This is a genomic window from Pseudomonas sp. EB271-G4-1 (assembly GCF_058791355.1).
This window is the reverse complement of the sequence record NZ_JBYTEO010000077.1, coordinates 1-22,348: the sequence shown is the minus strand read 5'-3', so window position 1 is coordinate 22,348 and position 22,348 is coordinate 1. Positions and strand designations below refer to the sequence as shown.

The window sequence follows — 22,348 nt, the reverse complement described above, 5'->3', positions numbered from 1 at the left end:
TTCAGCGCCCCGGCTCGTCATTCCAAAGATATTTGTGCAGCTGCAATTGCAGACGCACTGGCAGGTTGTCCGCCACCACCCAGTCCGCCAGGTCTCGCGCATTGAGATCGTGGTGGCTTGGCGAGAACAGGACTTCACCGGCACGCTGGTCCAGACCGTACTGGATCAGCTTGGACACGGACCAGTCATAGTCTTCACGCGAGCAGATGACAAACTTCACCTGATCGTTGGGCGTCAGCAGCTCGATGTTTTCATAGCGATTGCGGTGCGCTTCCTTCGAACCCGGGGTTTTCAGGTCGACAACGCGACTGACCCGGGAATCTACCGCCGAGATATCAATGGAGCCACTGGTTTCCAGTGACACTTCGTAACCGGCATCGCACAAGCGCTTGAGCAATGGAATGGCATTGGGCTGGGCCAGGGGCTCGCCACCTGTGACACAGACGTAACGCGGCCGAAAGCCGGCTACCTGCTCGAGGATATCGTCAAGGGTGCGAAGGGTCCCACCCGTGAATGCGTAGGCGCTGTCGCAGTACTGGCAACGCAGAGGGCAACCGGTCAGGCGCACAAAAACAGTGGGCAGGCCAGCAGTCCGCGTTTCCCCCTGCAACGAGTAGAAAACTTCGGTAATTCTCAATGTGTCTTGCATAGTCGCCACGGGCGTAACAGCTAAACAGGCTGTCCGCCTCCGTCAGGCACTTCAAGGAACCCCGGCAATGCGCAGGCCCCAAAAAGCGTGTTTCAGAAAATGGGCGTGAATTCTAACGAAAAAACCCGCGACAAGCGCGGGTTTCTTCGAAACGGGTCAAGCAGCCATTACATTTTTTGCAAGTCACGCTGGGCCAGCTGAGCGGCGGAAGTGCCCGGGTACTGCGACACAACTTGTTGCAAAATGCCTTTTACCTTGTCGGGATGACCCAGGCGGCGTTCTACATCAGCGAGCTTGTACAGCGAGTCAGGCACTTTGGCGTGCTTGGGGTACAGCTGCGAAACCTTGGCAAATGCCTGACCCGCACCTTGCAGATCGCCTTTGGCCAGGTTCACTTCGCCCAACCAGTACTGGGCATTGCCTGCGTACTGGCTGTTCGGGTACTTGCGCAGGAAAGCGGCAAAAGCCTGGCTGGCCTTGTCGAAGTCCTTGGCCTTGATCAGGTCGAAGGCAGCGTCGTAATAGAGCTTTTCCTTCGCCGGATCTGCCGGCTCGCTACCCGCGGCGGGTGCTTGAGCGGCAGCCGCTCCCGCACCTGCAGCTGCGCCAGCTGCTGCACCAGGGGCATTCAAATCGCCACCGGTGGAAGAATTCTCAGGAGTCGCGGCTGGTGCAACGCCGGTTCCTATGCGCCGATCAAGATCCTGGTATCGCTCCAGGCTTTCCTGCTTCATGCGCGCTACATCATTTTGCAGAACCTCGATCGCACCTTGCTGGCGCTCGATCTGTTGCTGCATTGATTGCAGTTGGTTGAACAGCTCGCCCTGTGCCGAGACAGGGGCCGAAACCCCTCCCCCGGCATAGGCGCCGTTCGTACCGTAACCTGCAGGCGGATAACTGGTCCCGCTATTGTTATAGCCGGAATCGTTTTCGACCACAGGAACCGCAGCCCACGCCGCAAGCGGCGCGAGACTGAGAGCCAGGACAGTTACAGCACGACGGCACGTTCGCATGACGAATTACTTACGCAGTTCGACGCGACGGTTTTGAGCCCAGGACTGCTCGTCGTTGCCGGTAGCAACTGGACGCTCTTCGCCGTAGGAAACCAGTTCCAGCTGAGCTGGGGAAACACCTTGCAGTACCAGGTAGCGCTGAACGGCTTTCGCACGACGCTCGCCCAGTGCCATGTTGTACTCACGAGTACCACGTTCGTCGGTGTTGCCTTCCAGAACAACGCGAGCGCCGTTTGCTTTCAGGTCTTTGGCGTGAACGTCCAGAGCGCGCATGGCTTCTGGCTTCAGGTCCGAACTGTCGTATTCGAAGTAGAAAGTGGTGATAGCGCGCAGTGCAGCTTCTTCGCTCAGGGAGCCGTCAACTGCACCAGTGTTTGCGCCGTAACCAGCGTTTGGATCTACCGCGCCTTCACCGGCATTGTCGCCGCCTTTGGACGAGCAACCTACAGCTACAGCCATGGCCAGTGCCAGCGCAGCAAATTTACCAAACTTCAGCATTTCCATCGTGAAACTCCTAATGAACCCCAGTGTGTTAAGTACAACGTATAGCGCCGCGTCAGTTCAGGTAAGGGGACCAGGAAGGTTCTCTGACTTCGCCTTGAGCGGTAGGAAGCGGGAGCCTTACGCGTCCATTGATAGACACGAGCATCAAGACTCCCCGGCCCTGCTGGCGGGTGGCGTAGATTACCATGGTGCCGTTGGGCGCGACAGTGGGCGACTCGTCCAGAGTGCTATCAGTGAGGATTTTTACGCTACCGCGTTGCAAATCCTGGGCCGCCACCTTGAAATTGGTGAAACCTTCCTGACGATGGATCATCACCAGGGTCTTTTCATCAGCCGACAGCTTAGGGTTGGCGTTGTAGTTACCGACGAAAGTCACGCGCTCGGCACCACCGCCACCCACGCTGGTCTTGTAGATCTGCGGTTTGCCGCCACGGTCGGAGGTGAAGTAGATGGTCGAACCATCCTTGCCCCAGAACGGTTCGGTGTTGATGCCCTGGCCGTTGGTAACGCGACTGATCTGGCGCGAGCCCAGGTTCATCACGTAGATGTCCGGGTTACCGTCCTTGGACAATACGAATGCCAGGCGATTGCCATCCGGCGACCAGGCTGGCGCGCCGTTCAGGCCTTCGAAGTTGGTGATCTGCTCACGGCGACCGGTGTCGATGTTCTGCATGAAAATGCGCGGACGCTTCTGCTCGAACGAGACGTAGGCGATACGCTTGCCATCGGGGGCGAAACGCGGCGACAGGATCGGCTCGCGCGATTGCAGCAGGGTCACGGCACGGGCACCGTCATAGTCCGAACGCTGCAGCGTGTAACGGGTGTTCTTTTCGGAGAAGCGCTCGGCCGTCACGTACAGCAGGCGAGTCGAGAACGCACCCTTGATACCGGTGAGTTTTTCGAACGACTGGTCGGCGATGTAGTGCGACATGTCGCGCAACTGATCGACGCTGCCCGACACGCTGCCGGTGAGCACTTGTTGCTCGGTGGCGACGTTGAACAAGGCGTATTGAACCTGCAGGCGACCGCCCGCTGGCGCAATGCTGCCGACCATGACGTACTGGGCGCCCAGCGCCTTGAAGTCACGGAAGATGATTTCGCTCGCCTGGCTTGGCTGGCTGATCATGTTCTGTTTTGGAATCGGCGAGTAGTAACCCGAGTTGCGCAGGTCGTTACCGATGATTTCCGCCATGTCGTCCGGCAGCACGCTGCCGCCCTGGTTGCCGAACGGCACGACTGCAATCGGAGTAGCCCGATCGCTGCCGCTGGTGACCAGAATGTTTTTCTCATCTGCCATCGCGATCCCTGCCATGCAGCAGATCACGACGAGCATTCCTCGAAGGAGGTTTCTCACGGGGCTAGATCCTCAGGTGTGAATGTCATCTTGAATGAACGATACGGAGCAAAATCGCTCGGCTTCATTCCCTGCATTTCTGTCAAACGTCCAATATTCTTCACTGCCGCTACGGCTGAAGCGTCAAAAGGACCGTCGCCACTGGACTTGAGCACCTTGACCGAAGTCACCGTACCGTCCGGCAACATGCCGATTTGCAGCTGAACCGTCATGCCTTTGCGGGCCGAAGGTGGACGAGCCCAGCCTTCCGCTGCACGCAATCGAATCAGATCATCGAAGCTGCCGGCGACTTCGTCGCCCTGCTCATCCGCCAAGGCCTGCTGACGCTGAGGCGTGTCGGAAAGCAAATCTGCCAAGGCCTGGGCCTTCTTGTCTTCGGCGGATTTACGCGCCGCATCCTGCGCTTTCTTCTTCGCAGCATCGGCAGCAGCTTTCTTCTTCGCTTCTTCGGCGACTTTCTTCTTCGCCTCTTCAGCTTCAGCTTTCTTCTTGGCGTCTTCAGCGGCTTTCTTCTTCGCGTCTTCGACGACCTTTTTCTTCGCTTCTTCAGCGGCCGCTTTCTTGGCCTCTTCTTCAGCAGCCTTCTTGGCTTCTTCTTCCGCTTTCTTCTTGGCTATATCAGCCAATTGTTTCTCTTCTGCCTTCTTGGCTTCGGCGGTCTTCTTCGCTTCATCGGCTTTCTTGGCTTCGTCGGCCTTCTTGGCCTCGTCAGCCTTCTTCGCCTCTTCAGCTTTCTTCGACTCGTCGGCCTTCTTGGCTTCCTCGGCCTTTTGAGCCGCTTCTTCTTTCTTTTGTTCCGCAGCCTTCACCGCTTCCTGTTCGACCTTCTTCTGCTCCAACTGCTCGACTTCGGTCTGGCGCGCGGCGGATTTCTTCGCCTCACCCGCAATCTTCTGATTGGTCTGGGTGGTTGCCTGACTTTTCGATTTCAACTGGTACAGGGTCGCCTGGACAATCGGCTTGGCCGGCGGCAACTCCGGAGTGAAGGCAAAACTGACAAACAGCATGCCGAACACCAGCACGTGCAAGCCAATCGCCCAGACACTAGGCCAGAAGTAGCTTTCCGAGGCGGACGGCTCTCGCTGTTGCTGCATCAGGGCGCCTCGGTAATCAAGCCAACATTACCGACGCCGGCTTTCTGCAACCCGCCCATCGCGCCCATGACAGACCCGTAGTCGACGCTCTTGTCGCCACGAATGAAAACCTGGGTACGCTTGCCGCCTTCGTTGCCCACGCGAATGATCTTGGTCACCGCGTCAGTCATCTGCGGCAGGGTCATGGCGCGGTCTTGTTGCTTCTCTGTATCGACTTCGCTGCCAAGGTTCCAGTAGTAGGTCTTGTCAGCCTTGATCGAAATGGTCAGGACCTGGGTGTTGTTGTCCTGCGGCAAGGCTTCGCTGGAAACCTTGGGCAGATCAACTTTCACGCCCTGATTGAGCATTGGCGCGGTCACCATGAAGATGACCAGCAGCACCAACATCACGTCGATGTAGGGCACCACGTTCATCTCGGCGACCGGCTTGCGCTTTTTGCGAGCTCGAGCGATTAAAGCCATTGGGAATTACCTGCTTATTCTTCGCTGGTGTGCACTTTGCGGTGCAGGATCGCCTGGAATTCATCGGCGAAGGTGTAGTAACGGCCCAGCAAGGTTTCGCTGCGGGCAGCAAAACGGTTGTAAGCGATAACGGCTGGAATGGCGGCGAACAGACCGATCGCGGTGGCGATCAGGGCCTCGGCGATACCCGGTGCAACAGTGGCCAGGGTGGCTTGCTGGGCAGTTGCCAGGCCACGGAAGGAGTTCATGATGCCCCAGACGGTACCGAACAGACCGATATACGGGCTCACGGAACCGACGGTGGCGAGGAACGGCAGGCTCTGCTCGAGCTTTTCTTCTTCGCGGGAAATGGCAACGCGCATGGCACGGGCCACGCCTTCCATGACCGCTTCCGGGTCAACGCCTGGCTGCTGGCGCAAACGGGAGAATTCCTTGAAGCCAGCACGGAAGATCTGCTCGACGCCGGAATCCGGGTCCGGGTTGCTACCCGCCTGGCGGTAGAGTTTGGACAGGTCGATACCCGACCAGAAGCGCTCTTCGAAGCTCTCCAGGGCGCGTCGACCGGCACGCAGCAGGTTGCTGCGCTGAAAGATCATGATCCATGAGGTCACCGATGCGGCTACCAGGGTCAGCATTACCAGTTGCACCACGATACTGGCATTGCTGACCAGGCTCCACATGGAGGAATGGTCGACGACGTTAGCTTCCACGCTTTATCTCCTGCTTTGAGTGTGTACCCGCGCCGCTCACGGCGGCAAAGGCCGCTCGTAGAGCTTCGGGAATGGCCCGGGGTTTTAAACTTTCAGTGCGCACACAGGCCACCAGAAACTGCCCTTCACAGAGCAATACATCATCGGTGGCCCGTCTGACCTGCTGCTTGAAGCGCAGGCTGGCACGGTTCAATTCGACTACTTCAGCGCTTACCAGCAGCTCGTCGTCCAGTCGCGCCGGCGCGTGATAGCGCGCTTCGCTGGAATGCACGACGAACAACAGGTCCTCCCCGGCAAGCGAAGATTGGGCAAAGCCCAGCTCTCGCAGTCGCTCGGTTCGAGCCCGTTCCATAAACTTGAGGTAATTGACGTAATACACGATGCCGCCCGCATCGGTGTCCTCGTAATAAACGCGACAACGATGTGCGAAAGGCTCAAGCCCGTTTTGCGCGCGCATACTCTAGTGCTTACTCCTCGGGTTGCCAATCCGGCCAGGCAACTGTTTTTCAATGTTCTGCGGCTTTCGCGCAAAAGTACGGTCCTGGGACCACACAATGCCCGAAAAAATCAGCTCGCAATGTTAATTAATCGTCCACGGCATCAGGAAACTCGTCTACCACGGGCATCTCGCCCAATCGTGACGGAATGTTTAAGCCGAAGTGCAGATACGCATGTCGCGTCACTACCCTGCCCCGCGGGGTACGCATGATGTAGCCCTGCTGGATCAGGTAGGGCTCCAGCACATCTTCAATGGTGTGGCGCTCTTCGCTGATGGCTGCGGCCAGGCTGTCCACCCCGACCGGCCCGCCATCGAACTTCTCGATCATGGTCAGCAACAGGCGCCGGTCCTGGTGATCGAAGCCACGCTCGTCGACATCCAGCAGGTTCAGGGCCAGGTCGGCGATTGGCTTGGTGATATGGCCCTTGGCACGAACTTCTGCGAAGTCACGCACCCGGCGCAGCAAGCGGTTGGCGATTCGCGGGGTACCGCGGGCACGCCGCGCGATTTCAAAAGCGCCTTCCGGATCCAGTGGCAAGCCAAGGATGCTCGCCGAACGGCTGACAATCGTCGACAGGTCGGCGTTGCTGTAGAACTCCAGGCGCTGGACGATGCCGAAACGGTCACGCAGCGGGTTGGTCAGCATCCCCGCCCGCGTGGTCGCACCGACCAGCGTGAACGGCGGCAAATCAAGCTTGATCGACCGCGCGGCAGGCCCTTCGCCGATCATGATATCGAGCTGGAAATCCTCCATCGCCGGGTACAGCACCTCCTCGACAATCGGCGACAAACGATGGATTTCATCGATGAACAGCACATCGTGTGGCTCAAGGTTGGTCAGCAACGCCGCCAGGTCGCCTGGACGCTCGAGGACCGGCCCCGACGTGCTCTTGATCGACACGCCCATTTCCTGGGCGATGATATTGGCCAAGGTAGTCTTGCCCAGGCCCGGCGGACCGAAGATCAAGGTGTGGTCAAGGGACTCGCTACGCCCTCGGGCGGCCTGGATGAACAGTTCCATTTGCTCGCGAACGGTCGGCTGGCCGATGTATTCGGCCAGGCTGACGGGACGTATCGCGCGGTCCTGGACTTCCTCGCGATCACGGGGGGCACCCGTGGCAGCGATCAGACGATCAGCTTCAATCACTTAGATCATTCCCTTCAGGGCACGACGAATCAGGTCTTCGCTGCTCAAGCCTTTCTCCTTGATGGCGGAAATCGCCTTGCTGGCTTCCTGCGGCTTGTAACCGAGGGAGATCAGCGCACTGACCGCGTCGTTTTCGGCGGTATTGACCGGCGCAGGGGCATCCGGCTGGTTAGGCACCAGGGCAAACATGGCTGGTACGGTTTCCCAGGCCTTGAAGCGATCCTTGAGCTCCACCAGCAGGCGCTCGGCGGTTTTCTTGCCCACGCCCGGCACCTTGGTCAGCGCCGAGGTATCCTGGGACTGCACGCAACGCACCAGTTCGTCGACTTCCAGGCTCGACATCAAGGCCAGGGCCAGTTTCGGCCCTACACCATTGAGACGGATCAACTCGCGGAAAAAGTCTCGCTCACGCTTGCCGACGAAGCCATAGAGTAACTGCGCGTCTTCGCGCACGACCAGATGGGTGTGCAGCGTCAGCGGCTCACCGACCGACGGCAGGCGATAAAGCGTGGTCATGGGCACTTCCAGCTCATACCCCAGGCCGTTTACATCCAGAATCAGGTGCGGCGGCTGTTTTTCAGCCAGTGTGCCGCGCAAGCGTCCAATCACGTTACAGATCCTTGAGCGTTGACCAGCCCTGGGCCAGCGGCTGACAGAACAAGGGTTTTGCGCCGACAACCCAGGCGCATGCCCCTCATTCCAGAAAAATGATTGCTGATGCTATCAGAGACGCAAGCGCCCGCCACGACTGCGTGCCGCGCCCAGGCCATGGGGCAACAGGCTGGAGCGGGTGTGCGCATGGCAAATGGCAATGGCCAATGCGTCGGAGGCGTCGATTTGCGGTTTACTGGTCAGCTTCAGCATGTGCATGACCATCATCTGCACCTGCTCTTTGTTGGCTGCGCCGGTACCGACCACAGCCTGCTTGACCTGGGTGGCCGTGTATTCGGCAATTTCCAGGTTTTCTTCTGCGCCGGCCACGATGGCCGCGCCACGCGCCTGCCCCAGCTTCAGGGCGGAGTCGGCGTTGCGGGCCATGAACACCTTTTCGATGCCCATGGTCACCGGACCGTAGGTCTGAATGATTTCCCGTACACCGCGATAAACGATCTGCAGGCGCTCGTGCAACTCGCCGGCGCCGGTGCGGATGCAACCGGAAGCCACGTACTCACAGCCACGACCGGTATCGCGCACCACACCATAACCGGTAATGCGCGAACCGGGGTCGATACCAAGAATTAAAGTCATAACGCCTGTGAGTTAAGTAAAAGCACGCCATTAAAGACTGCGCAGAACAAATGTGGGAGCGAGCCTGCTCGCGAATGCGGACTTTCAGGCAGCATGGTTGCTGAATTTGAAGTCGCTTTCGCGAGCAGGCTCGCTCCCACACTGGATCGCAGTCGCCGTTAACCGAGCTGTGCGGCGACCGACTCCGGGATGTCCGCATTGGAGTAGACGTTCTGCACGTCATCCAGGTCCTCGAGCATATCGATCAGCTTGAGGATTTTTTCTGCGCCTTCCAGATCCAGTTCGGCACTGGTGGTCGGCAACATGACGATTTCTGCGTCATCACCTTTGAATCCCGCCGCTTCCAGCGCGTTGCGCACCGCATAGAATCCGGTGAACGAGGTGAACACATCGATAGAGCCGTCTTCGTTGCTGACCACGTCATCGGCATCGGCTTCCAGCGCAGCTTCGGTCAAGGCATCTTCATCGACGCCTGGCGCAAAGCTGATTTGCCCCTTGCGTTCGAAAAGATAGGCCACAGAACCGTCAGTGCCGAGGTTGCCGCCGCACTTGCTGAACGCATGGCGAACAGCCGCCGCGGTCCGGTTGCGGTTGTCCGTCATGCATTCGACCATCACCGCCACGCCGCCGGGACCGTAACCTTCGTAAGTCAGTTCTTCGACGTTGTCGGCTTCGGTCGCGCCAGCGCCACGAGCAATGGCGCGATCAATGATGTCGCGGCTCATGTTCGCACCAAGGGCCTTGTCCAGCGCCAGGCGCAGGCGCGGGTTGGAGCCCGGATCGCCACCACCCTGACGGGCCGCGACGGTCAGCTCACGAATCCACTTGGTGAAGATCTTGCCTCTCTTGGCATCCTGACGTTCTTTGCGGTGCTTGATGTTCGCCCACTTGGAATGACCTGCCATAACTCGCTCCGAATTCTCTTTGACACATTGCCCGCCCCGCTGCATCGCTTCGGCCGGCAAACAAAAATCTTGGATTGCTCTACATATGCAGAAAGGGCGCATCCGCAGATGCGCCCTTCAGGTGAACCTTACTCTGCCTTGGGCGTTTCGCGCAGACGAATGTGCAGTTCACGCAATGCCTTGGCATCGACCTGACCCGGCGCCTGAGTCATGACGTCCGCCGCGCTCTGGGTTTTCGGGAAGGCGATCACTTCACGGATCGACTGGGCACCGGTCATCAACATCACCAGGCGGTCGAGGCCGAAAGCCAGGCCACCGTGCGGCGGCGCGCCGTACTTCAGGGCGTCGAGCAGGAAGCCGAATTTCTCTTCCTGTTCCGCTTCATTGATACCCAGCAGACGGAAGACCGACTGCTGCATCTCTTTGCGGTGAATACGGATCGAACCGCCACCGAGCTCGGTACCGTTCAATACCATGTCGTAGGCACGGGACAGGGCGCCAGCCGGGTTGGCTTCCAGCTCTGCCGGGGTGCACTTCGGCGCGGTGAACGGGTGGTGCAACGCGGTGAAGCTGCCGTCGTCGTTCTCTTCGAACATCGGGAAGTCGACGACCCACATTGGCGCCCACTTGCAGGTCAGCAGTTCCAGGTCGTGGCCGAGCTTGATACGCAGGGCACCCAGGGCTTCGCTGACGATCTTGGCTTTATCGGCACCGAAGAACACGATATCGCCATCGACCGCACCAACGCGATCGAGGATCACGTTGAGGTTGGCTTCGGGAATGTTCTTCACGATTGGCGATTGCAGGCCTTCGACGCCTTTGGCGCGCTCGTTGACCTTGATGTACGCCAGGCCCTTGGCACCGTAGATACCGACAAACTTGGTGTAGTCGTCGATCTGCTTGCGCGGCATGCTTGCCCCGCCTGGAACGCGCAGAGCGGCGATGCGGCATTTAGGATCGTTGGCCGGGCCGCTGAACACCTTGAAATCGACTTCCTTGAGCTGGTCGGCAACGTCCACCAGTTCCAGCGGGTTACGCAGGTCTGGCTTGTCGGAACCGTAGCGGCGCATGGCTTCTTCGAACGTCATGTGCGGGAACTCGCCGAATTCCAGACCCAGCACTTCCTTGAACAGGTTGCGGATCATTTGTTCGGTCAGGCCCATGATCTCTTTTTCATCGAGGAAACTGGTCTCGATGTCGATCTGGGTGAATTCCGGCTGACGGTCGGCACGCAGGTCTTCGTCACGGAAGCACTTGGCGATCTGGTAGTAGCGATCGAAGCCAGCCACCATCAGCAGCTGCTTGAACAGCTGTGGCGATTGCGGCAGGGCAAAGAACGAACCGGCGTGGGTACGGCTTGGCACCAGGTAATCACGTGCGCCTTCAGGAGTGGCGCGGGTCAGGATCGGCGTTTCGACGTCGAGGAAACCGTTCTCGTCCAGGAAGCGACGGATACTGGTGGTCATGCGTGAACGCAAGCGCAGCTTCTCGGCCATTTCAGGACGACGCAGATCCAGGAAGCGATAGCGCAGGCGGGTTTCTTCGCCGACGTCGGAAAACTCGTTCAGCGGGAACGGCGGGGTTTCCGACTCGTTCAGCACTTCCAGCTCATAGCCCAGGACTTCGATCATGCCCGACGCCATGTTGGCGTTGGTGGCACCGGCCGGACGCAGGCGAACCTTGCCGGTGATCTTCACGACGTACTCGCTGCGCACGCGATCGGCGGCGGCGAAGGTTTCAGCGCGGTCCGGATCGAACACCACCTGGGCCAGACCATCACGATCACGGATATCGAGGAAAATCACCCCACCGTGGTCACGGCGACGGTGGACCCATCCGCAAAGGGTAATTTCCTGGCCGTCCAGGCTTTCGTTCAGTTGGCCGCAATAATGGCTGCGCATCATGGTAGTGGTTTCACTTCTCGTAATTCGACATTCGTTTGGAGCTCCTGCGCCGATCCGCTGGCGGATGACGCAAGAGCTCGCGCGTGTGGTTCAACTCAGGTCCTGAAACCTAGTCAGCTTTGTCGCCGCCGGCCAGGTTCTTCTTGGAACCGGTCTTGAAATCGGTCTCGTACCAGCCCGTGCCGCTGAGGCGGAAGCCTGGCATGGACAGCATCTTCTTAAGCTCTGGCGCCTGGCACGCAGGGCAGTCGACCAACGGTGCATCGCTGATCTTTTGAATGGCTTCCAACTGATGACCACAGGAAGCACATTGGTAATCGTACATCGGCATGGGGGTTGTCTCGGCGATCAGATTGCTACCGCGCACGCTGGGTTTTGCGGCAAAGAGCGGGATTATATCCATTAAATGCAGCCTGTGCAGCCGTAAGACTGCACAGATCGACACGCTGCCCTTTGATACATCAGGTTCAAGCCAGAACCGGGCAACGCCCCTCCTTGCGACTGTGGACAACACAGACCACCCGCACCAGCCCGCTGAAATTTCTCACCCCGCCATGACGCAAATGCACTTGGCGATCGACATGGGACAGCAACGCGCTGACCGAACAGCTATTGACCCTGGCCATGTCGGCTAAAATATCCCAATACACCTGCTCAAGCCGCAAACAGGTGGCAAAGCCATTCAATCGCACCGATCGGGACAACGGCCGGGCCAACCCCATATCGAACTCACTGACAAATGGATCGACCGTTATATCCTTGGTCTGCCCGCCCCGGCCCTCAGCTCTCCTGCCTTCATATTCCATATCGCTGACACTCCTTTGCCATTTGCGGTTTCTATAAGAGCAACGTGAGTGCTTATAAAAACGCCAGGGCAAAGTTATAGCCAGATGACTTTATGACCATCCGCGTAGGATAAGCCAACAACGGAAGGCGGATGAGGGAGAGCGTCCTAGTCAGGCACTTTTCCTACAGCAACGAGCGAAGATTCGCTCAAGCAACTGGGCGCCATTCTGACGAAAAGGAGCGCGCGAACAACAATGCCATCCACGCGCCGATGCCTCATTGATCCAAGAGTGCGCGCAGCATCCACGCGGTTTTCTCGTGGACCTGCATGCGTTGGGTCAGCAGGTCAGCCGTAGGCTCGTCGCTGACCTTTTCGAGCAACGGGAAGATCCCTCGGGCGGTGCGCGTGACAGCCTCCTGGCCCGCCACCAGCTGCCTGATCATGTCTTCGGCAGCCGGCACACCCTCTTCCTCCTTGATGGAAGACAAGCGCGCATAAACGGAATAGGCGCCCGGGGCCGGGAACCCGAGCGCGCGAATTCGCTCTGCAATCGAATCGACCGCCAAGGCCAACTCGTTATATTGCTCCTCGAACATCAAATGCAGGGTGCGAAACATCGGGCCGGTGACGTTCCAATGGAAGTTATGGGTTTTCAGGTAAAGCACATAGGTGTCCGACAGCAGACGAGAAAGTCCGTCGACGATGGACTTGCGATCCTCTTCACTGATACCGATATCGATTGCCATGTTTTTCCCCTAAAGGTGATGAAGTTCATCCAACAGGTGCAGGACCACTCTAGCAAGCCTGTCGCCAGGCTGCAGCCCGCAAGCCTCGGCGGGCGACAGCAAGGGCCGCGATGAACCGCTGGACTCCTTGATTTGAGTAGCCTGCAGCTTTGCTGTTAAATAGACCGCGTGTCGTCAGTGCCTATTTTTTCGGGTGCTACGCATAGGCTGATACCGGGCACGTGTCCAACGCCTCTTATTTATTCCGAAGCGAACCGTGCGCCATCAGCTCTTCCTTGTGAGCTGTCTTAACGTGAGTTAATCAAAATGTTGAAAATCGTCCACCTGCTGATAGGCGCAGCGGCCTTGCTGCTGTCCTTCTTCCCTAGCCTGCGATCCGAAGCCCTGCCTTACCTGCAACAACCCGAGGCGCTGTACCTGGCCTTTTTCGGCCTGCTCAACCTGACACTTGCTCCAGTTATCCCTTACTGGAACAAAGGCCCGCGCCATCAATTGCAGAATCTGGTCAGCGCCCTGCTGGTGTTGGCTGTCGTCCTGCAAACCCTGACGCTGATCGCAGAGATTTCGGTCATTGCCGGTCAGCCTGCCGTGCTGTTCAGCCTGGTTGCAGCCCTGATCGCTGTTGCCCTGCACCTGGCCATCAGCTTCTACAAATCGTCACCGGCCGCCGCTTCGCCTAGCTATGACATGAGCAACCGCGATACCGGTACCGTCAAGTGGTTCAATACCTCCAAAGGCTTCGGCTTTATTTCCCGCGACTCCGGCGATGATATTTTCGTGCACTTCCGGGCCATTCGCGGTGAAGGCCATCGCGTTCTGGTCGAAGGCCAGCGCGTCGAGTTCTCCGTCATGAATCGTGACAAAGGCCTGCAAGCCGAAGACGTCATCGCCGCCCTGCCGCGACGCTGATCAACGGCAATAAAAAAACCGCGAACGAGTTCGCGGTTTTTTTATGCCTGCGTTTCTTCCAGCGCTACTACTTAATAATGCGGCGGTGGCGCTTCCTCTTCGAAAGACTCGAACTGGCCGACCATTTCCTCTTGCCGCTTGAGGAGCGCGGCCATTTGCAGCTGCAGGCGTTCGACAACCCGCTGCTGCGCCACCAGGACATCATTCAATGCCTGGATGGTGTCATCCTGAAACGCCAGGCGGCTTTCAAGGTCGGTGACGCGCTCTTCGAGGCTCATGATTCAACCCTCCTCAAACTTGAAATCATCGGTCAACACCAGACGCAGCCGTTCGCGAATCGCCTCGACCTGCTCTGCACTGTAAGGTTTGGCCGGGTGCTTGCCCCAGATAGGTGCCGGCCAGGCCGCGTCTTCATGCTTGCGCACGATCACATGCATGTGCAACTGACTGACCACGTTGCCCAGGGCAGCGACGTTCAGCTTGTCGGCATCGAACGAGTCCTTGAGCAACTCTGCCAACGAGGTCGTTTCCTGCCACAGCTGCTGCTGATCGGCGACACTTAACTGAAATATCTCGCTGATATCGTCCCTGCGTGGCACGAGGATGAACCAGGGATAGTTCGAATCATTGGACAGCAGCAACCGACAAAGCGGGAAATCGCCAATCGGTAGTGTGTCTTGTTGAAGTCGTGGATCTAAAGCGAACACTGCACATACTCCCGCCAGGTCATCATTATTCAGCTTAGCGCCCATCCAGTGAGATCGTACGCCAAGCCACTGGACGGCAGCATACCTTGCCAGCTGCTGCGAACCACCGCCCACGCTGTTCGAGGATCCACAAATGGTACATGCGCGCCCCGAGATGAGACATTTCCTGCGAAAAAGCACCAATATAGAACCAATGGGCTGCAAAAAACGCGAAAATGACCAGAACGCTACGGCCCGCCCACGCCACCTAAAAACTCCGACTGTTTGAAATCAGTACAGTCATTGAAATTTTTTGCACCAAAACCGCACAGTACGTCTACGCTGAGTGCTTCGCATATCCGCCATTTACTCACTGGCGGGGTGAACCGGTAACGCTTTTGCATGTCACGCGGCCAGACATGGAGGTCAAACACGATGCCCACCCCTGCGTCAAGCTTGAAATAAAGCAGCATGAGCCCCCCGGTTTTATGAGGTTTTTACCGCTTCAAGCAGCCAGACAGAAAAAAACATCGATGGAGTTCTGATTTGTGCACGCTTGTTGCATTGATACCCACATCGTCTATAAGGCACCGCGGGAAGCGGCCAGCCTCAAGACCAAAAAAAAACAGTGGCAGGGTAGCCCGATGGAGATTCAAACGTTTCACCAGGGACTCTTTTTATCGATGCGCCAGTCCAGAAAAACAGCATTAAAGTTGTCAGTCCGGTTGCATCGGGGCTGTAAATTTGCGACATCTAGCTAGCCGTTTACGACAGGGTCGTAAAGAAGCTGAAAGGATAGATGCGCAAGTATCGCCAACATTGTCGGCGTGATATAAGTTTGCGCCGACACAAAAAGAAAGAGCCGCCCAGATAATAAAACAGGTGGAGCGGCAGTACTCTTCTAAAAACCAAAGGAGCAAATCACGATGCGCGTGATGAAGTGGAGCATGATCGCACTGGCTGTTGCAGCTGGTACCTCGCAGTTCGCAGTGGCGTCGTCCCAGGACGAGTCCAAGGGTTTCTTCGGCGACCAAAGCCTGAAACTCAAAACCCGTTTTGAGTACATGAACCGCGACTACAAAAACGGTGCAAGCAACCCATCGAGCGGCACCGCCGGCTATCGCCAGGACTCCGGTCTGAGCCAGTTGCTCACTTACGAGTCGGGCTTCACTCAAGGTATTGTTGGTTTCGGCCTCGACGCCATGGCCATGGGCGCTGTCAAACTGGACGGTGGCTCGGGCAAGCGTGGTAACGGCCTGTTCGCTAACGACAGCGATGGCAACCCGGAAAAATCCCAAGGCAAGGTTGGCGGTGCAGTGAAACTGCGTTTGTCCGACACCGTCCTGAAATACGGCCAGCAGTTCGTTGCCAGCCCAGTATTCGCTACCGACGACAGCCGTATGCTGCCAGAAGTTGCTACCGGTACCCTGTTGACTTCCAAGGAAATCAAAGGCCTGGAAGTGAGCGCTGGTCGCTTCACCGCGCTGAGCAAGCAAACCGGTATGGCCCGTGACAGCATCGGCGGCCTGACAGATGAAGATGGCAACCACGGCAAAGGCCTGAGCGATGGCATCAACATCTTCGGTGCCAGCTACGCCTTCACCGACAACTTCAGCGCTGCCGTGGCTGCGTCGGATGCTGAAGAGTACTTCAAGAAGTACTACGTCAACATGAACCTGACTGTGCCAATCAACGATGAACAATCGCTGAACTTCGACCTCAACGGTTACAAAACCAAGGGCGACAAGCGTGGCGACCTGGTTGACGCCATCGGCGACGGCACCCTGGGTGTGGACAACAACCTGTGGTCCCTGGCAGCTGCCTACAGCCTGGGCGCTCACAAATTCACCCTGGCCTACCAGCAGTCGAGCGGCGACAACGCTTACTACTACGGCGTTGACGGCAACAGCACCATCTTCGTATCCAACTCCATTCAGATCTCCGACTTCGTGGGCCGCGAGGAGAAATCCTACCAAGCTCGCTACGACCTGAACATGGCGCAATACGGCGTTCCTGGCCTGAGCTTCATGACCCGTTACGTAATGGGTGACAACATCAAGACCAACGGTCTGGGTGAAGGTAAGGAAAACGAGTGGAACCTGGAGTCCAAGTACGTCGTACAGGAAGGTCCAGCAAAAGACCTGTCGTTCCGTGCACGTTTCGCCAACTACCGCTCGAACGGCGCGTACAGCGGCTACTCGTCTGACGTCTACGACACCCGCCTGATCATCGAGTACCCACTGAGCATCCTGTAATCAGGGTGTAAGTAGGCAACTGCGTAGATCAAGAACCGCCCACCTTTTCAGGTGGGCGGTTTTTTATGCTTGCCATATGTCAAACACTACAGCAAGCAACTTCCTCGCATAACGTTAATACTTTTTTCAATGAACTGATCAATAGTCACAAAAAAACCCGGGAGACTATTAATCTCTCGGGTTTATGTATCCATTAACAAAACAGGCTTACTGTACGGCCGTTTCCTGAACCACACGAACTACACGCTGTGGAAATGGAATGTCAATACCCGCCGTTTTCAATCGGTCACGGGACTGTTCGTTAAACATGAACATCACATCCCAGTAATCCGCTGTTTTCACCCAGACACGCAGGGAAACGGTGATTGAACTGTCACCCAGGGTCGAAATGACTGCTTGCGGTGCCGGGTCGTCCAACACGCGCGGATCCTTGGCCAGTTCCAGCAAGACTTCACGAGCCTTTTGCAAATCCGCTTCGTAATCGACACCCACATCAAACACCACCTTGCGGGTCGGTTGACGGTTGGTGTTGGTGATGATGCCGTTCGACAGATTGCCGTTAGGCACGATGATGGTCTTGTTATCGCCGGTGCGCAGCACGGTGTGGAAGATCTGGATGCTGTCGACGGTACCCGCTACGCCTTGGGCTTCGATCCAGTCACCGATACGGAACGGACGGAACAGCAGGATCAGCACGCCGCCGGCGAAGTTCGCCAGGCTGCCCTGCAACGCCAGGCCAATGGCCAAGCCAGCCGCACCGATCGCCGCCACGAACGAAGTGGTTTCCACACCAATCATCGACGCCACGCTGACGACCAGCAGGATCTTCAGAATGATGTTCGCCAGGCTGCTGATAAAGCCTTGCAGCGCAAGATCAGCGTTACGCAGGGCTATCAGGCCACCGAGCTTGTGCGTGACCTTGTTGATCAACCACCAGCCGATAGCCAGGGTAATCACTGCCAGCAGCACACGGCTGCCATATTCCATGATCATCGGGATCCAGGACTGGGACACCTTGACCAGGTTGTCTACTTCAGCATTTAAGTCCATCTGCTTTCTCCTGCATTTTTCCGGCTACCCGGCACGCGAAAAATAAAGCGGCAGAAAGACCGAATCCGGTGCGGATCGATCGTTTCTGCCGTTGCTTGGGCCTCGGACGCCGAAAACGCCTGGAGGTTCCCGCCTTGCACGTCAGTCGCGGAAGTTGTTGAACTGCAGCGGCATGCCGAATTCCTTGGCGCGCAGCACTGCAATGGCTTCCTGCAGGTCGTCACGCTTCTTGCCGGTGATGCGCACCTGCTCACCCTGGATGGCGGCCTGCACCTTCAGCTTGGCGTCCTTGACGTGAGCGACGATTTTCTTCGCCAGCTCCTTGTCGATGCCTTCCTTGAGCACAGCTTCCTGCTTCATCAGCTTGCCCGATGCAAACGCATCCTTGACCTCAAGGCACTGCACATCGATCTTGCGCTTGACCAGGGCCAGCTTGAGGATCTCAATCATCGCTTCGAGCTGGAAATCCGCTTCAGCGGTCAGGTTGACGGTCAGGTCCTTTTCCTTGAACTCGAAGCTGCCTTTGCCTTTCAGGTCATAGCGACGATCGAGTTCCTTGACGGCGTTCTCGACCGCGTTGGTGACTTCGTGTTTGTCCAGTTCGGATACCACGTCGAACGACGGCATGTAATCTCTCCAATAAATAGGGCGCGCTCGATCAAGATGGAGCACGCCTGGCTTGCGGTTAAAATCCGCGCTGATTATAACGGGTCTTTCCGATCATTCACTGCGAGCCACCCATGCGCGCCTTAAACAGAGCAAAAAGCTGATGTCCACCACCTGGCATGTACTAGGCGCCGGTAGCCTCGGCACGTTGTGGGCCACTCGCCTGGCTCGGGCCGCAGTGCCGGTGCGCCTGATACTGCGTGACTCAGCCCGGCTACGGGCGTACGAGGCGGCAGGCGGCTTGACCCTGGTGGAACATGACCAGGCACAGCTATATCCAGTGAGCGCCGAAACGGCTGACAGCCTCGCACCGATTAATCGACTACTGGTCGCCTGCAAGGCCTACGATGCGGAACTGGCCGTGGCACAGCTGGCACCCCGACTGGCGCCCGGCGCCGAACTGATCCTGCTGCAGAACGGCCTGGGCAGCCAGGACGCCGTGGCGGCGCAAGTCCCGCAGGCGCGCTGCATCTATGCGTCAAGCACGGAAGGCGCCTTTCGCGACGGTGACTGGCGTGTAGTCTTTGCCGGGCACGGGTTTACCTGGCTGGGGGATGCCGGCCACCCTGTCGCGCCGATCTGGCTGGACGACCTCGACGCCGCGGGCATTCCCCATGAGTGGAGCACCGAGATTCTCACCCGGTTGTGGCGCAAACTGGCGCTCAACTGCGCGATCAATCCGTTGACAGTGCTGCACGATTGTCGCAACGGCGGGTTGCAGGAGCACCATTGTGAGGTCGCCACCCTGTGCGGCGAACTCATCGAGCTGCTTGAGCGATGCGGCCAGCCAGCAGCCGCCGAAAACCTGCAACAGGAGGTTGAACGGGTGATCCACGCGACCGCTGCCAACTACTCCTCGATGTACCAGGACGTCAGCAACCGGCGCCGCACCGAAATCAGTTACCTGCTGGGCCATGCCTGTAAAGTCGCGGCGCGGCATCAACTGAACCTGCCGCACCTCAACCAGCTTGAGTCCAAGTTGATCGCGCGCCTGCTCAGCCTTGGATTGCCCAGCGACTGAGCAGCGGCTACGCTGGCCACTTGTTCCCTTGCAGCGATAAACCTGATGCCATTGCGCCAGCGTCTTGAAAACCTCCCTGTCGGCCAGAAACTGCTGGCCGCCCTGTTGGTGCTGTTGACCACTGTACTGCTGGTTGCGAACCTGACCTTTATCAGCGCCGCTTACTACATTTCTCAGGAAAGCATGGCGCCCCAGGCCCTGCAGACCATCGGCCGGCTGGTCTCCAACCCGAGCCTGGTGTCCGAGGCACTGCAATCGCCGCAAAGCGCCCAACGCCTGCTCGATGAGCTCGACAGCTATTCACCACTGCGCGCTGCGGCCCTGTATGACGGCAAGGGCGAGCGCCTGGCGCAGTTGCAACATGGCGATCATCTGAGCCTGCCCAAGCATTACCGGCACATCGAATCCTGGCAAGTCACCGAGTTTCGCAGTAACCAGGTCATCACCCTGCCCCGCCCCGGCACCGCACCCGGCCACTTGCTGCTGGTGGCCAGCAGTGAGCTGCCCATGGCGTTCTATACCGGGACCCTGACCGCCAGCCTGGGAATCCTGATTTTCAGCGTGCTGCTGTGGCTGGTCATCGCGCGACAGATCAAACGCCTGATTACCCGGCCGATTCATCAGCTGGAGGAGCTCTCCCGCCAAGTGACCCGGGAAGAGAACTACGCCCTGCGCGCCTCCCGGGGCAATCACGATGAAATCGGCAGCCTGGCCGAGGCGTTCAACACCATGCTCTCGCGGATCGAAGCCCGGGAACAGCAACTCAAACGCGCCCGCGATGACTCCCAGGCCGCGTATGACCAGGCCCAGGGACTGGCCGAAGAAACCCGCCACACCAATCGCAAGCTGGAACTCGAAGTCCAGGTACGGAGCAAGATCGAGAAAAAACTCACGGGTTTCCAGAATTACCTCAACAGCATCATCGACTCCATGCCATCGGCGCTGATCGCCCTCGACGAACAGCTTTACGTAACGCAGTGGAACCAGGAAGCCAGTGTCCTTTCCGGTACACGCCTGGACGAAGCCTTGAACCAGCCGATCTTCCTCGCCTTCGAACCGCTCAAGCCGTTCCTGCCGCAGCTCAAGCAAACCGTCGAGCAACACACGGTGGCCAAGATCGAGCGCGTGACCTGGGTCAAGGACGATGAACCCCGCCACTACGCCCTGACCTTCTATCCGTTGATGGGCGGTGCCGGACGCGGCGTGGTGATCCGCATCGACGACATTACCCAGCGCCTGTCCCTTGAAGAAATGATGGTGCAGTCAGAGAAAATGCTTTCCGTCGGTGGCCTCGCCGCCGGCATGGCCCACGAAATCAACAACCCGCTCGGTGCGATCCTGCACAACGTGCAGAATATCCGCCGCCGGCTGTCCCCTGAACTGCCGAAGAACCTGGAACAGGCCGAGCAGATCGGTGTCGAGCTATCGACCGTCAACCAGTACCTGCAAGCACGCGAAGTGCCACAACTGCTCGACGGCATCCAGCAGGCCGGCGCCCGGGCGGCGAAGATCGTCACGCACATGCTTAGCTTCAGTCGGCGCAGTACCCGCCAAATGGCCCCGTGCGATCTGCCAGCGCTGATCGACCAGGCGGTGGAAATCGCCGGAAACGACTTCGACCTGGCGATTGGTTTCGACTTCAAGGGCCAGGCGATCATTCGCCAGTTCGACCCGGCGCTGGGGCCAGTGCCCGGTACCGCCAACGAGCTGGAACAGGTGCTGCTCAACCTGCTGAAAAACGCCGCTCAAGCCATTCACCAGCGTGAAGACGACAGCGAACCAGGGCGCATCATCCTGCGCACCAAGCTGAATCCGCCGTGGGCGGAGATCCAGGTCGAAGACAACGGCATCGGCATGAGCGAAAGCGTGCGCAAGCGCATCTTCGAACCGTTTTTCACCACCAAGGAAGTCGGTCAGGGTACCGGCCTTGGCCTGTCGGTCTCGTATTTCATCATCACCAACAACCACAAGGGCCAGATGGAAGTGCAATCGACCCTTGGCCAAGGCACCTGCTTTACCCTGCGCCTGCCATTGGCGAGCACCCCGCTCGTCTCTCAAGAACTCAACCAGTTAACGAGGTAACCATGGGCTTTCGCTTGTCGAAGATTTACACCCGCACCGGCGACAAAGGCGAAACCGGCCTGGGCGACGGTCGCCGTGTGCCCAAGGACCACCCGCGGATCGAGGCTATTGGCGAGGTAGATACGCTCAACAGTCAGGTCGGAGTGTTACTGGCTGGACTGGCGGCAGAAATTGCCCTGCATCCGGGCTTGAAGGAAGTGATCGAGGTATTGGCGCCCTGCCAGCACCGATTGTTTGACCTCGGCGGTGAACTGGCCATGCCGGAGTATCAGGCGCTGAACGACGCGGAAATCGAACGACTGGAAGCGGCGATCGATGTGTGGAATGCAGAGCTTGGGCCGCTGGAGAATTTCATTCTGCCGGGGGGGTCAATGCTGATCGCCCAGGCTCATGTGTGCAGAAGCCTGGCCCGCAGTGCGGAGCGCCGCTGCCAGCATTTGAATGCTGTTGAGCCTTTGGGCGGGGTGGGATTGGCTTATATCAATCGGCTGTCGGATTTGTTGTTTGTGGTGGCAAGATTGATTGCCCGGCGTCAGGGGGTTGCCGAGATTTTGTGGCAGCCGGCGGTGAAACCAGAGATTTAGCCGTCGCCTTTCAGACCGACTTCGCGAGCAGGCTCGCTCCCACAGTTGACCGAGTACGCGGTCAACTGTGGGAG

26 protein-coding genes are annotated in these 22,348 nt (G+C 58.2%); 5 read left to right on the top strand and 21 right to left on the bottom strand.

Translation table 11 applies throughout. The features are described from left to right. Position 1: 1 nt before the first annotated feature. The 16 genes from queE to AC3WWR_RS26815 form a co-directional block, all read right to left on the bottom strand. Entirely contained in the window at positions 2-649 is a 648-nt protein-coding gene (gene queE, locus AC3WWR_RS26890; RefSeq protein WP_020798452.1) for a 7-carboxy-7-deazaguanine synthase QueE, read from the bottom strand. A gap of 167 nt (positions 650-816) precedes the next feature. Beyond that, a complete protein-coding gene (ybgF, locus tag AC3WWR_RS26885; RefSeq protein ID WP_033040435.1) occupies positions 817-1,662 on the bottom strand; it encodes a tol-pal system protein YbgF in 846 nt (281 codons plus the stop codon). 6 nt (positions 1,663-1,668) lie between these two features. After that, positions 1,669-2,166 carry a peptidoglycan-associated lipoprotein Pal gene (gene pal / locus AC3WWR_RS26880; protein ID WP_003178634.1) on the bottom strand — a complete coding sequence of 166 codons (498 nt, stop codon included), beginning with the start codon at positions 2,164-2,166 and terminating at the stop codon, positions 1,669-1,671. Between the two features lie 52 nt (positions 2,167-2,218). Further along, a complete protein-coding gene (tolB, locus tag AC3WWR_RS26875; protein ID WP_173667181.1) occupies positions 2,219-3,499 on the bottom strand; it encodes a Tol-Pal system beta propeller repeat protein TolB in 1,281 nt (426 codons plus the stop codon). A gap of 17 nt (positions 3,500-3,516) precedes the next feature. Continuing rightward, positions 3,517-4,614 (bottom strand): cell envelope integrity protein TolA, encoded by a 1,098-nt coding sequence (tolA, locus tag AC3WWR_RS26870; protein WP_020798455.1) that lies wholly within the window; start codon positions 4,612-4,614, stop codon positions 3,517-3,519. Next, positions 4,614-5,066: a protein TolR gene (tolR, locus tag AC3WWR_RS26865; RefSeq protein ID WP_162276380.1), complete on the bottom strand. Its 453-nt coding sequence runs from the start codon at positions 5,064-5,066 to the stop codon at positions 4,614-4,616. The genes tolA and tolR overlap by 1 nt, the downstream gene beginning before the upstream one ends. 23 nt (positions 5,067-5,089) lie before the next feature. Beyond that, a complete protein-coding gene (tolQ, locus tag AC3WWR_RS26860; protein ID WP_007995636.1) occupies positions 5,090-5,785 on the bottom strand; it encodes a protein TolQ in 696 nt (231 codons plus the stop codon). Next, on the bottom strand, positions 5,775-6,242 hold the full coding sequence (gene ybgC, locus AC3WWR_RS26855) for a tol-pal system-associated acyl-CoA thioesterase (protein WP_033040440.1): 468 nt from the start codon (positions 6,240-6,242) through the stop codon (positions 5,775-5,777). The genes tolQ and ybgC overlap by 11 nt, the downstream gene beginning before the upstream one ends. A gap of 127 nt (positions 6,243-6,369) precedes the next feature. After that, complete coding sequence (gene ruvB, locus AC3WWR_RS26850; protein ID WP_110752895.1) at positions 6,370-7,431, bottom strand: Holliday junction branch migration DNA helicase RuvB; 1,062 nt, start codon at positions 7,429-7,431, stop codon at positions 6,370-6,372. Next, on the bottom strand, positions 7,432-8,040 hold the full coding sequence (gene ruvA / locus AC3WWR_RS26845; protein WP_020798459.1) for a Holliday junction branch migration protein RuvA: 609 nt from the start codon (positions 8,038-8,040) through the stop codon (positions 7,432-7,434). Between the two features lie 114 nt (positions 8,041-8,154). Further along, positions 8,155-8,679, bottom strand: a complete 525-nt coding sequence (gene ruvC / locus AC3WWR_RS26840) for a crossover junction endodeoxyribonuclease RuvC (RefSeq protein ID WP_020798460.1) — start codon at positions 8,677-8,679, stop codon at positions 8,155-8,157. Positions 8,680-8,837: 158 nt separating this feature from the next. Beyond that, positions 8,838-9,584, bottom strand: a complete 747-nt coding sequence (locus AC3WWR_RS26835) for a YebC/PmpR family DNA-binding transcriptional regulator (RefSeq protein ID WP_020798461.1) — start codon at positions 9,582-9,584, stop codon at positions 8,838-8,840. 128 nt (positions 9,585-9,712) lie between these two features. Beyond that, a complete protein-coding gene (gene aspS / locus AC3WWR_RS26830; protein ID WP_020798462.1) occupies positions 9,713-11,488 on the bottom strand; it encodes an aspartate--tRNA ligase in 1,776 nt (591 codons plus the stop codon). A 109-nt stretch (positions 11,489-11,597) separates the two neighbouring features. After that, on the bottom strand, positions 11,598-11,819 hold the full coding sequence (locus AC3WWR_RS26825) for an FmdB family zinc ribbon protein (RefSeq protein ID WP_007977333.1): 222 nt from the start codon (positions 11,817-11,819) through the stop codon (positions 11,598-11,600). Between the two features lie 136 nt (positions 11,820-11,955). Beyond that, the gene (locus tag AC3WWR_RS26820) at positions 11,956-12,294 is read right to left on the bottom strand and encodes a ribbon-helix-helix domain-containing protein (RefSeq protein WP_020798463.1); all 339 of its coding nucleotides are present in this window, start codon (positions 12,292-12,294) and stop codon (positions 11,956-11,958) included. A 256-nt stretch (positions 12,295-12,550) separates the two neighbouring features. After that, positions 12,551-13,021 carry a Dps family protein gene (locus tag AC3WWR_RS26815; RefSeq protein WP_020798464.1) on the bottom strand — a complete coding sequence of 157 codons (471 nt, stop codon included), beginning with the start codon at positions 13,019-13,021 and terminating at the stop codon, positions 12,551-12,553. A gap of 306 nt (positions 13,022-13,327) precedes the next feature. Here AC3WWR_RS26815 and AC3WWR_RS26810 point away from each other — a divergent pair, with 306 nt between their 5' ends. After that, positions 13,328-13,930: a cold-shock protein gene (locus tag AC3WWR_RS26810; RefSeq protein WP_020798465.1), complete on the top strand. Its 603-nt coding sequence runs from the start codon at positions 13,328-13,330 to the stop codon at positions 13,928-13,930. A 71-nt stretch (positions 13,931-14,001) separates the two neighbouring features. Here AC3WWR_RS26810 and AC3WWR_RS26805 read toward each other — a convergent pair whose 3' ends face one another. The 3 genes from AC3WWR_RS26805 to AC3WWR_RS26795 all read right to left on the bottom strand — a co-directional run bounded on the left by AC3WWR_RS26805 (position 14,002) and on the right by AC3WWR_RS26795 (position 15,089). Beyond that, positions 14,002-14,208 (bottom strand): SlyX family protein, encoded by a 207-nt coding sequence (locus tag AC3WWR_RS26805; protein ID WP_007977339.1) that lies wholly within the window; start codon positions 14,206-14,208, stop codon positions 14,002-14,004. A gap of 3 nt (positions 14,209-14,211) precedes the next feature. After that, positions 14,212-14,637, bottom strand: a complete 426-nt coding sequence (locus tag AC3WWR_RS26800; RefSeq protein WP_020798466.1) for an HIT domain-containing protein — start codon at positions 14,635-14,637, stop codon at positions 14,212-14,214. Between the two features lie 227 nt (positions 14,638-14,864). After that, the gene (locus AC3WWR_RS26795) at positions 14,865-15,089 is read right to left on the bottom strand and encodes a hypothetical protein (protein ID WP_191994370.1); all 225 of its coding nucleotides are present in this window, start codon (positions 15,087-15,089) and stop codon (positions 14,865-14,867) included. Positions 15,090-15,542: 453 nt separating this feature from the next. Here AC3WWR_RS26795 and AC3WWR_RS26790 point away from each other — a divergent pair, with 453 nt between their 5' ends. After that, the gene (locus AC3WWR_RS26790; RefSeq protein ID WP_151143191.1) at positions 15,543-16,871 is read left to right on the top strand and encodes an OprD family porin; all 1,329 of its coding nucleotides are present in this window, start codon (positions 15,543-15,545) and stop codon (positions 16,869-16,871) included. Between the two features lie 207 nt (positions 16,872-17,078). Here the strand turns inward: AC3WWR_RS26790 and AC3WWR_RS26785 are convergent, their stop codons facing one another. Together AC3WWR_RS26785 and AC3WWR_RS26780 are read right to left on the bottom strand one after the other, a co-directional pair. Continuing rightward, positions 17,079-17,921, bottom strand: coding sequence for a mechanosensitive ion channel family protein (locus AC3WWR_RS26785; protein ID WP_151143193.1), 843 nt, complete (start codon positions 17,919-17,921; stop codon positions 17,079-17,081). A gap of 141 nt (positions 17,922-18,062) precedes the next feature. Further along, on the bottom strand, positions 18,063-18,548 hold the full coding sequence (locus tag AC3WWR_RS26780) for a YajQ family cyclic di-GMP-binding protein (RefSeq protein WP_007977344.1): 486 nt from the start codon (positions 18,546-18,548) through the stop codon (positions 18,063-18,065). 142 nt (positions 18,549-18,690) lie between these two features. Between AC3WWR_RS26780 and AC3WWR_RS26775 the strand changes: the two genes are divergently transcribed. The 3 genes from AC3WWR_RS26775 to AC3WWR_RS26765 are packed head-to-tail and all read left to right on the top strand — an operon-like array spanning position 18,691 to position 22,274. Then, on the top strand, positions 18,691-19,608 hold the full coding sequence (locus tag AC3WWR_RS26775) for a putative 2-dehydropantoate 2-reductase (RefSeq protein WP_083349679.1): 918 nt from the start codon (positions 18,691-18,693) through the stop codon (positions 19,606-19,608). A 45-nt stretch (positions 19,609-19,653) separates the two neighbouring features. Next, on the top strand, positions 19,654-21,690 hold the full coding sequence (locus tag AC3WWR_RS26770; protein WP_151143197.1) for a HAMP domain-containing sensor histidine kinase: 2,037 nt from the start codon (positions 19,654-19,656) through the stop codon (positions 21,688-21,690). A 2-nt stretch (positions 21,691-21,692) separates the two neighbouring features. Then, the gene (locus tag AC3WWR_RS26765) at positions 21,693-22,274 is read left to right on the top strand and encodes a cob(I)yrinic acid a,c-diamide adenosyltransferase (RefSeq protein WP_489326250.1); all 582 of its coding nucleotides are present in this window, start codon (positions 21,693-21,695) and stop codon (positions 22,272-22,274) included. Positions 22,275-22,348: the final 74 nt, after the last annotated feature.

Excerpts from the sequence above, each read along its gene's own strand:
- AC3WWR_RS26810 (WP_020798465.1), top strand. The coding sequence starts at position 13,328 with ATGTTGAAAATCGTCCACCTGCTGATAGGCGCAGCGGCCTTGCTGCTG.
- AC3WWR_RS26795 (WP_191994370.1), bottom strand. The coding sequence starts at position 15,089 with ATGCTGCTTTATTTCAAGCTTGACGCAGGGGTGGGCATCGTGTTTGAC.
- AC3WWR_RS26765 (WP_489326250.1), top strand. The coding sequence starts at position 21,693 with ATGGGCTTTCGCTTGTCGAAGATTTACACCCGCACCGGCGACAAAGGC.
- AC3WWR_RS26775 (WP_083349679.1), top strand. The coding sequence starts at position 18,691 with ATGTCCACCACCTGGCATGTACTAGGCGCCGGTAGCCTCGGCACGTTG.
- AC3WWR_RS26815 (WP_020798464.1), bottom strand. The coding sequence starts at position 13,021 with ATGGCAATCGATATCGGTATCAGTGAAGAGGATCGCAAGTCCATCGTC.
- AC3WWR_RS26825 (WP_007977333.1), bottom strand. The coding sequence starts at position 11,819 with ATGCCGATGTACGATTACCAATGTGCTTCCTGTGGTCATCAGTTGGAA.
- pal (WP_003178634.1), bottom strand. The coding sequence starts at position 2,166 with ATGGAAATGCTGAAGTTTGGTAAATTTGCTGCGCTGGCACTGGCCATG.
- AC3WWR_RS26820 (WP_020798463.1), bottom strand. The coding sequence starts at position 12,294 with ATGGAATATGAAGGCAGGAGAGCTGAGGGCCGGGGCGGGCAGACCAAG.
- AC3WWR_RS26770 (WP_151143197.1), top strand. The coding sequence starts at position 19,654 with ATGCCATTGCGCCAGCGTCTTGAAAACCTCCCTGTCGGCCAGAAACTG.
- tolB (WP_173667181.1), bottom strand. The coding sequence starts at position 3,499 with ATGCTCGTCGTGATCTGCTGCATGGCAGGGATCGCGATGGCAGATGAG.
- AC3WWR_RS26780 (WP_007977344.1), bottom strand. The coding sequence starts at position 18,548 with ATGCCGTCGTTCGACGTGGTATCCGAACTGGACAAACACGAAGTCACC.
- AC3WWR_RS26790 (WP_151143191.1), top strand. The coding sequence starts at position 15,543 with ATGCGCGTGATGAAGTGGAGCATGATCGCACTGGCTGTTGCAGCTGGT.
- AC3WWR_RS26785 (WP_151143193.1), bottom strand. The coding sequence starts at position 17,921 with ATGGACTTAAATGCTGAAGTAGACAACCTGGTCAAGGTGTCCCAGTCC.
- AC3WWR_RS26835 (WP_020798461.1), bottom strand. The coding sequence starts at position 9,584 with ATGGCAGGTCATTCCAAGTGGGCGAACATCAAGCACCGCAAAGAACGT.
- ybgF (WP_033040435.1), bottom strand. The coding sequence starts at position 1,662 with ATGCGAACGTGCCGTCGTGCTGTAACTGTCCTGGCTCTCAGTCTCGCG.
- ybgC (WP_033040440.1), bottom strand. The coding sequence starts at position 6,242 with ATGCGCGCGCAAAACGGGCTTGAGCCTTTCGCACATCGTTGTCGCGTT.
- AC3WWR_RS26805 (WP_007977339.1), bottom strand. The coding sequence starts at position 14,208 with ATGAGCCTCGAAGAGCGCGTCACCGACCTTGAAAGCCGCCTGGCGTTT.
- tolA (WP_020798455.1), bottom strand. The coding sequence starts at position 4,614 with ATGCAGCAACAGCGAGAGCCGTCCGCCTCGGAAAGCTACTTCTGGCCT.
- aspS (WP_020798462.1), bottom strand. The coding sequence starts at position 11,488 with ATGATGCGCAGCCATTATTGCGGCCAACTGAACGAAAGCCTGGACGGC.
- ruvC (WP_020798460.1), bottom strand. The coding sequence starts at position 8,679 with ATGACTTTAATTCTTGGTATCGACCCCGGTTCGCGCATTACCGGTTAT.
- queE (WP_020798452.1), bottom strand. The coding sequence starts at position 649 with ATGCAAGACACATTGAGAATTACCGAAGTTTTCTACTCGTTGCAGGGG.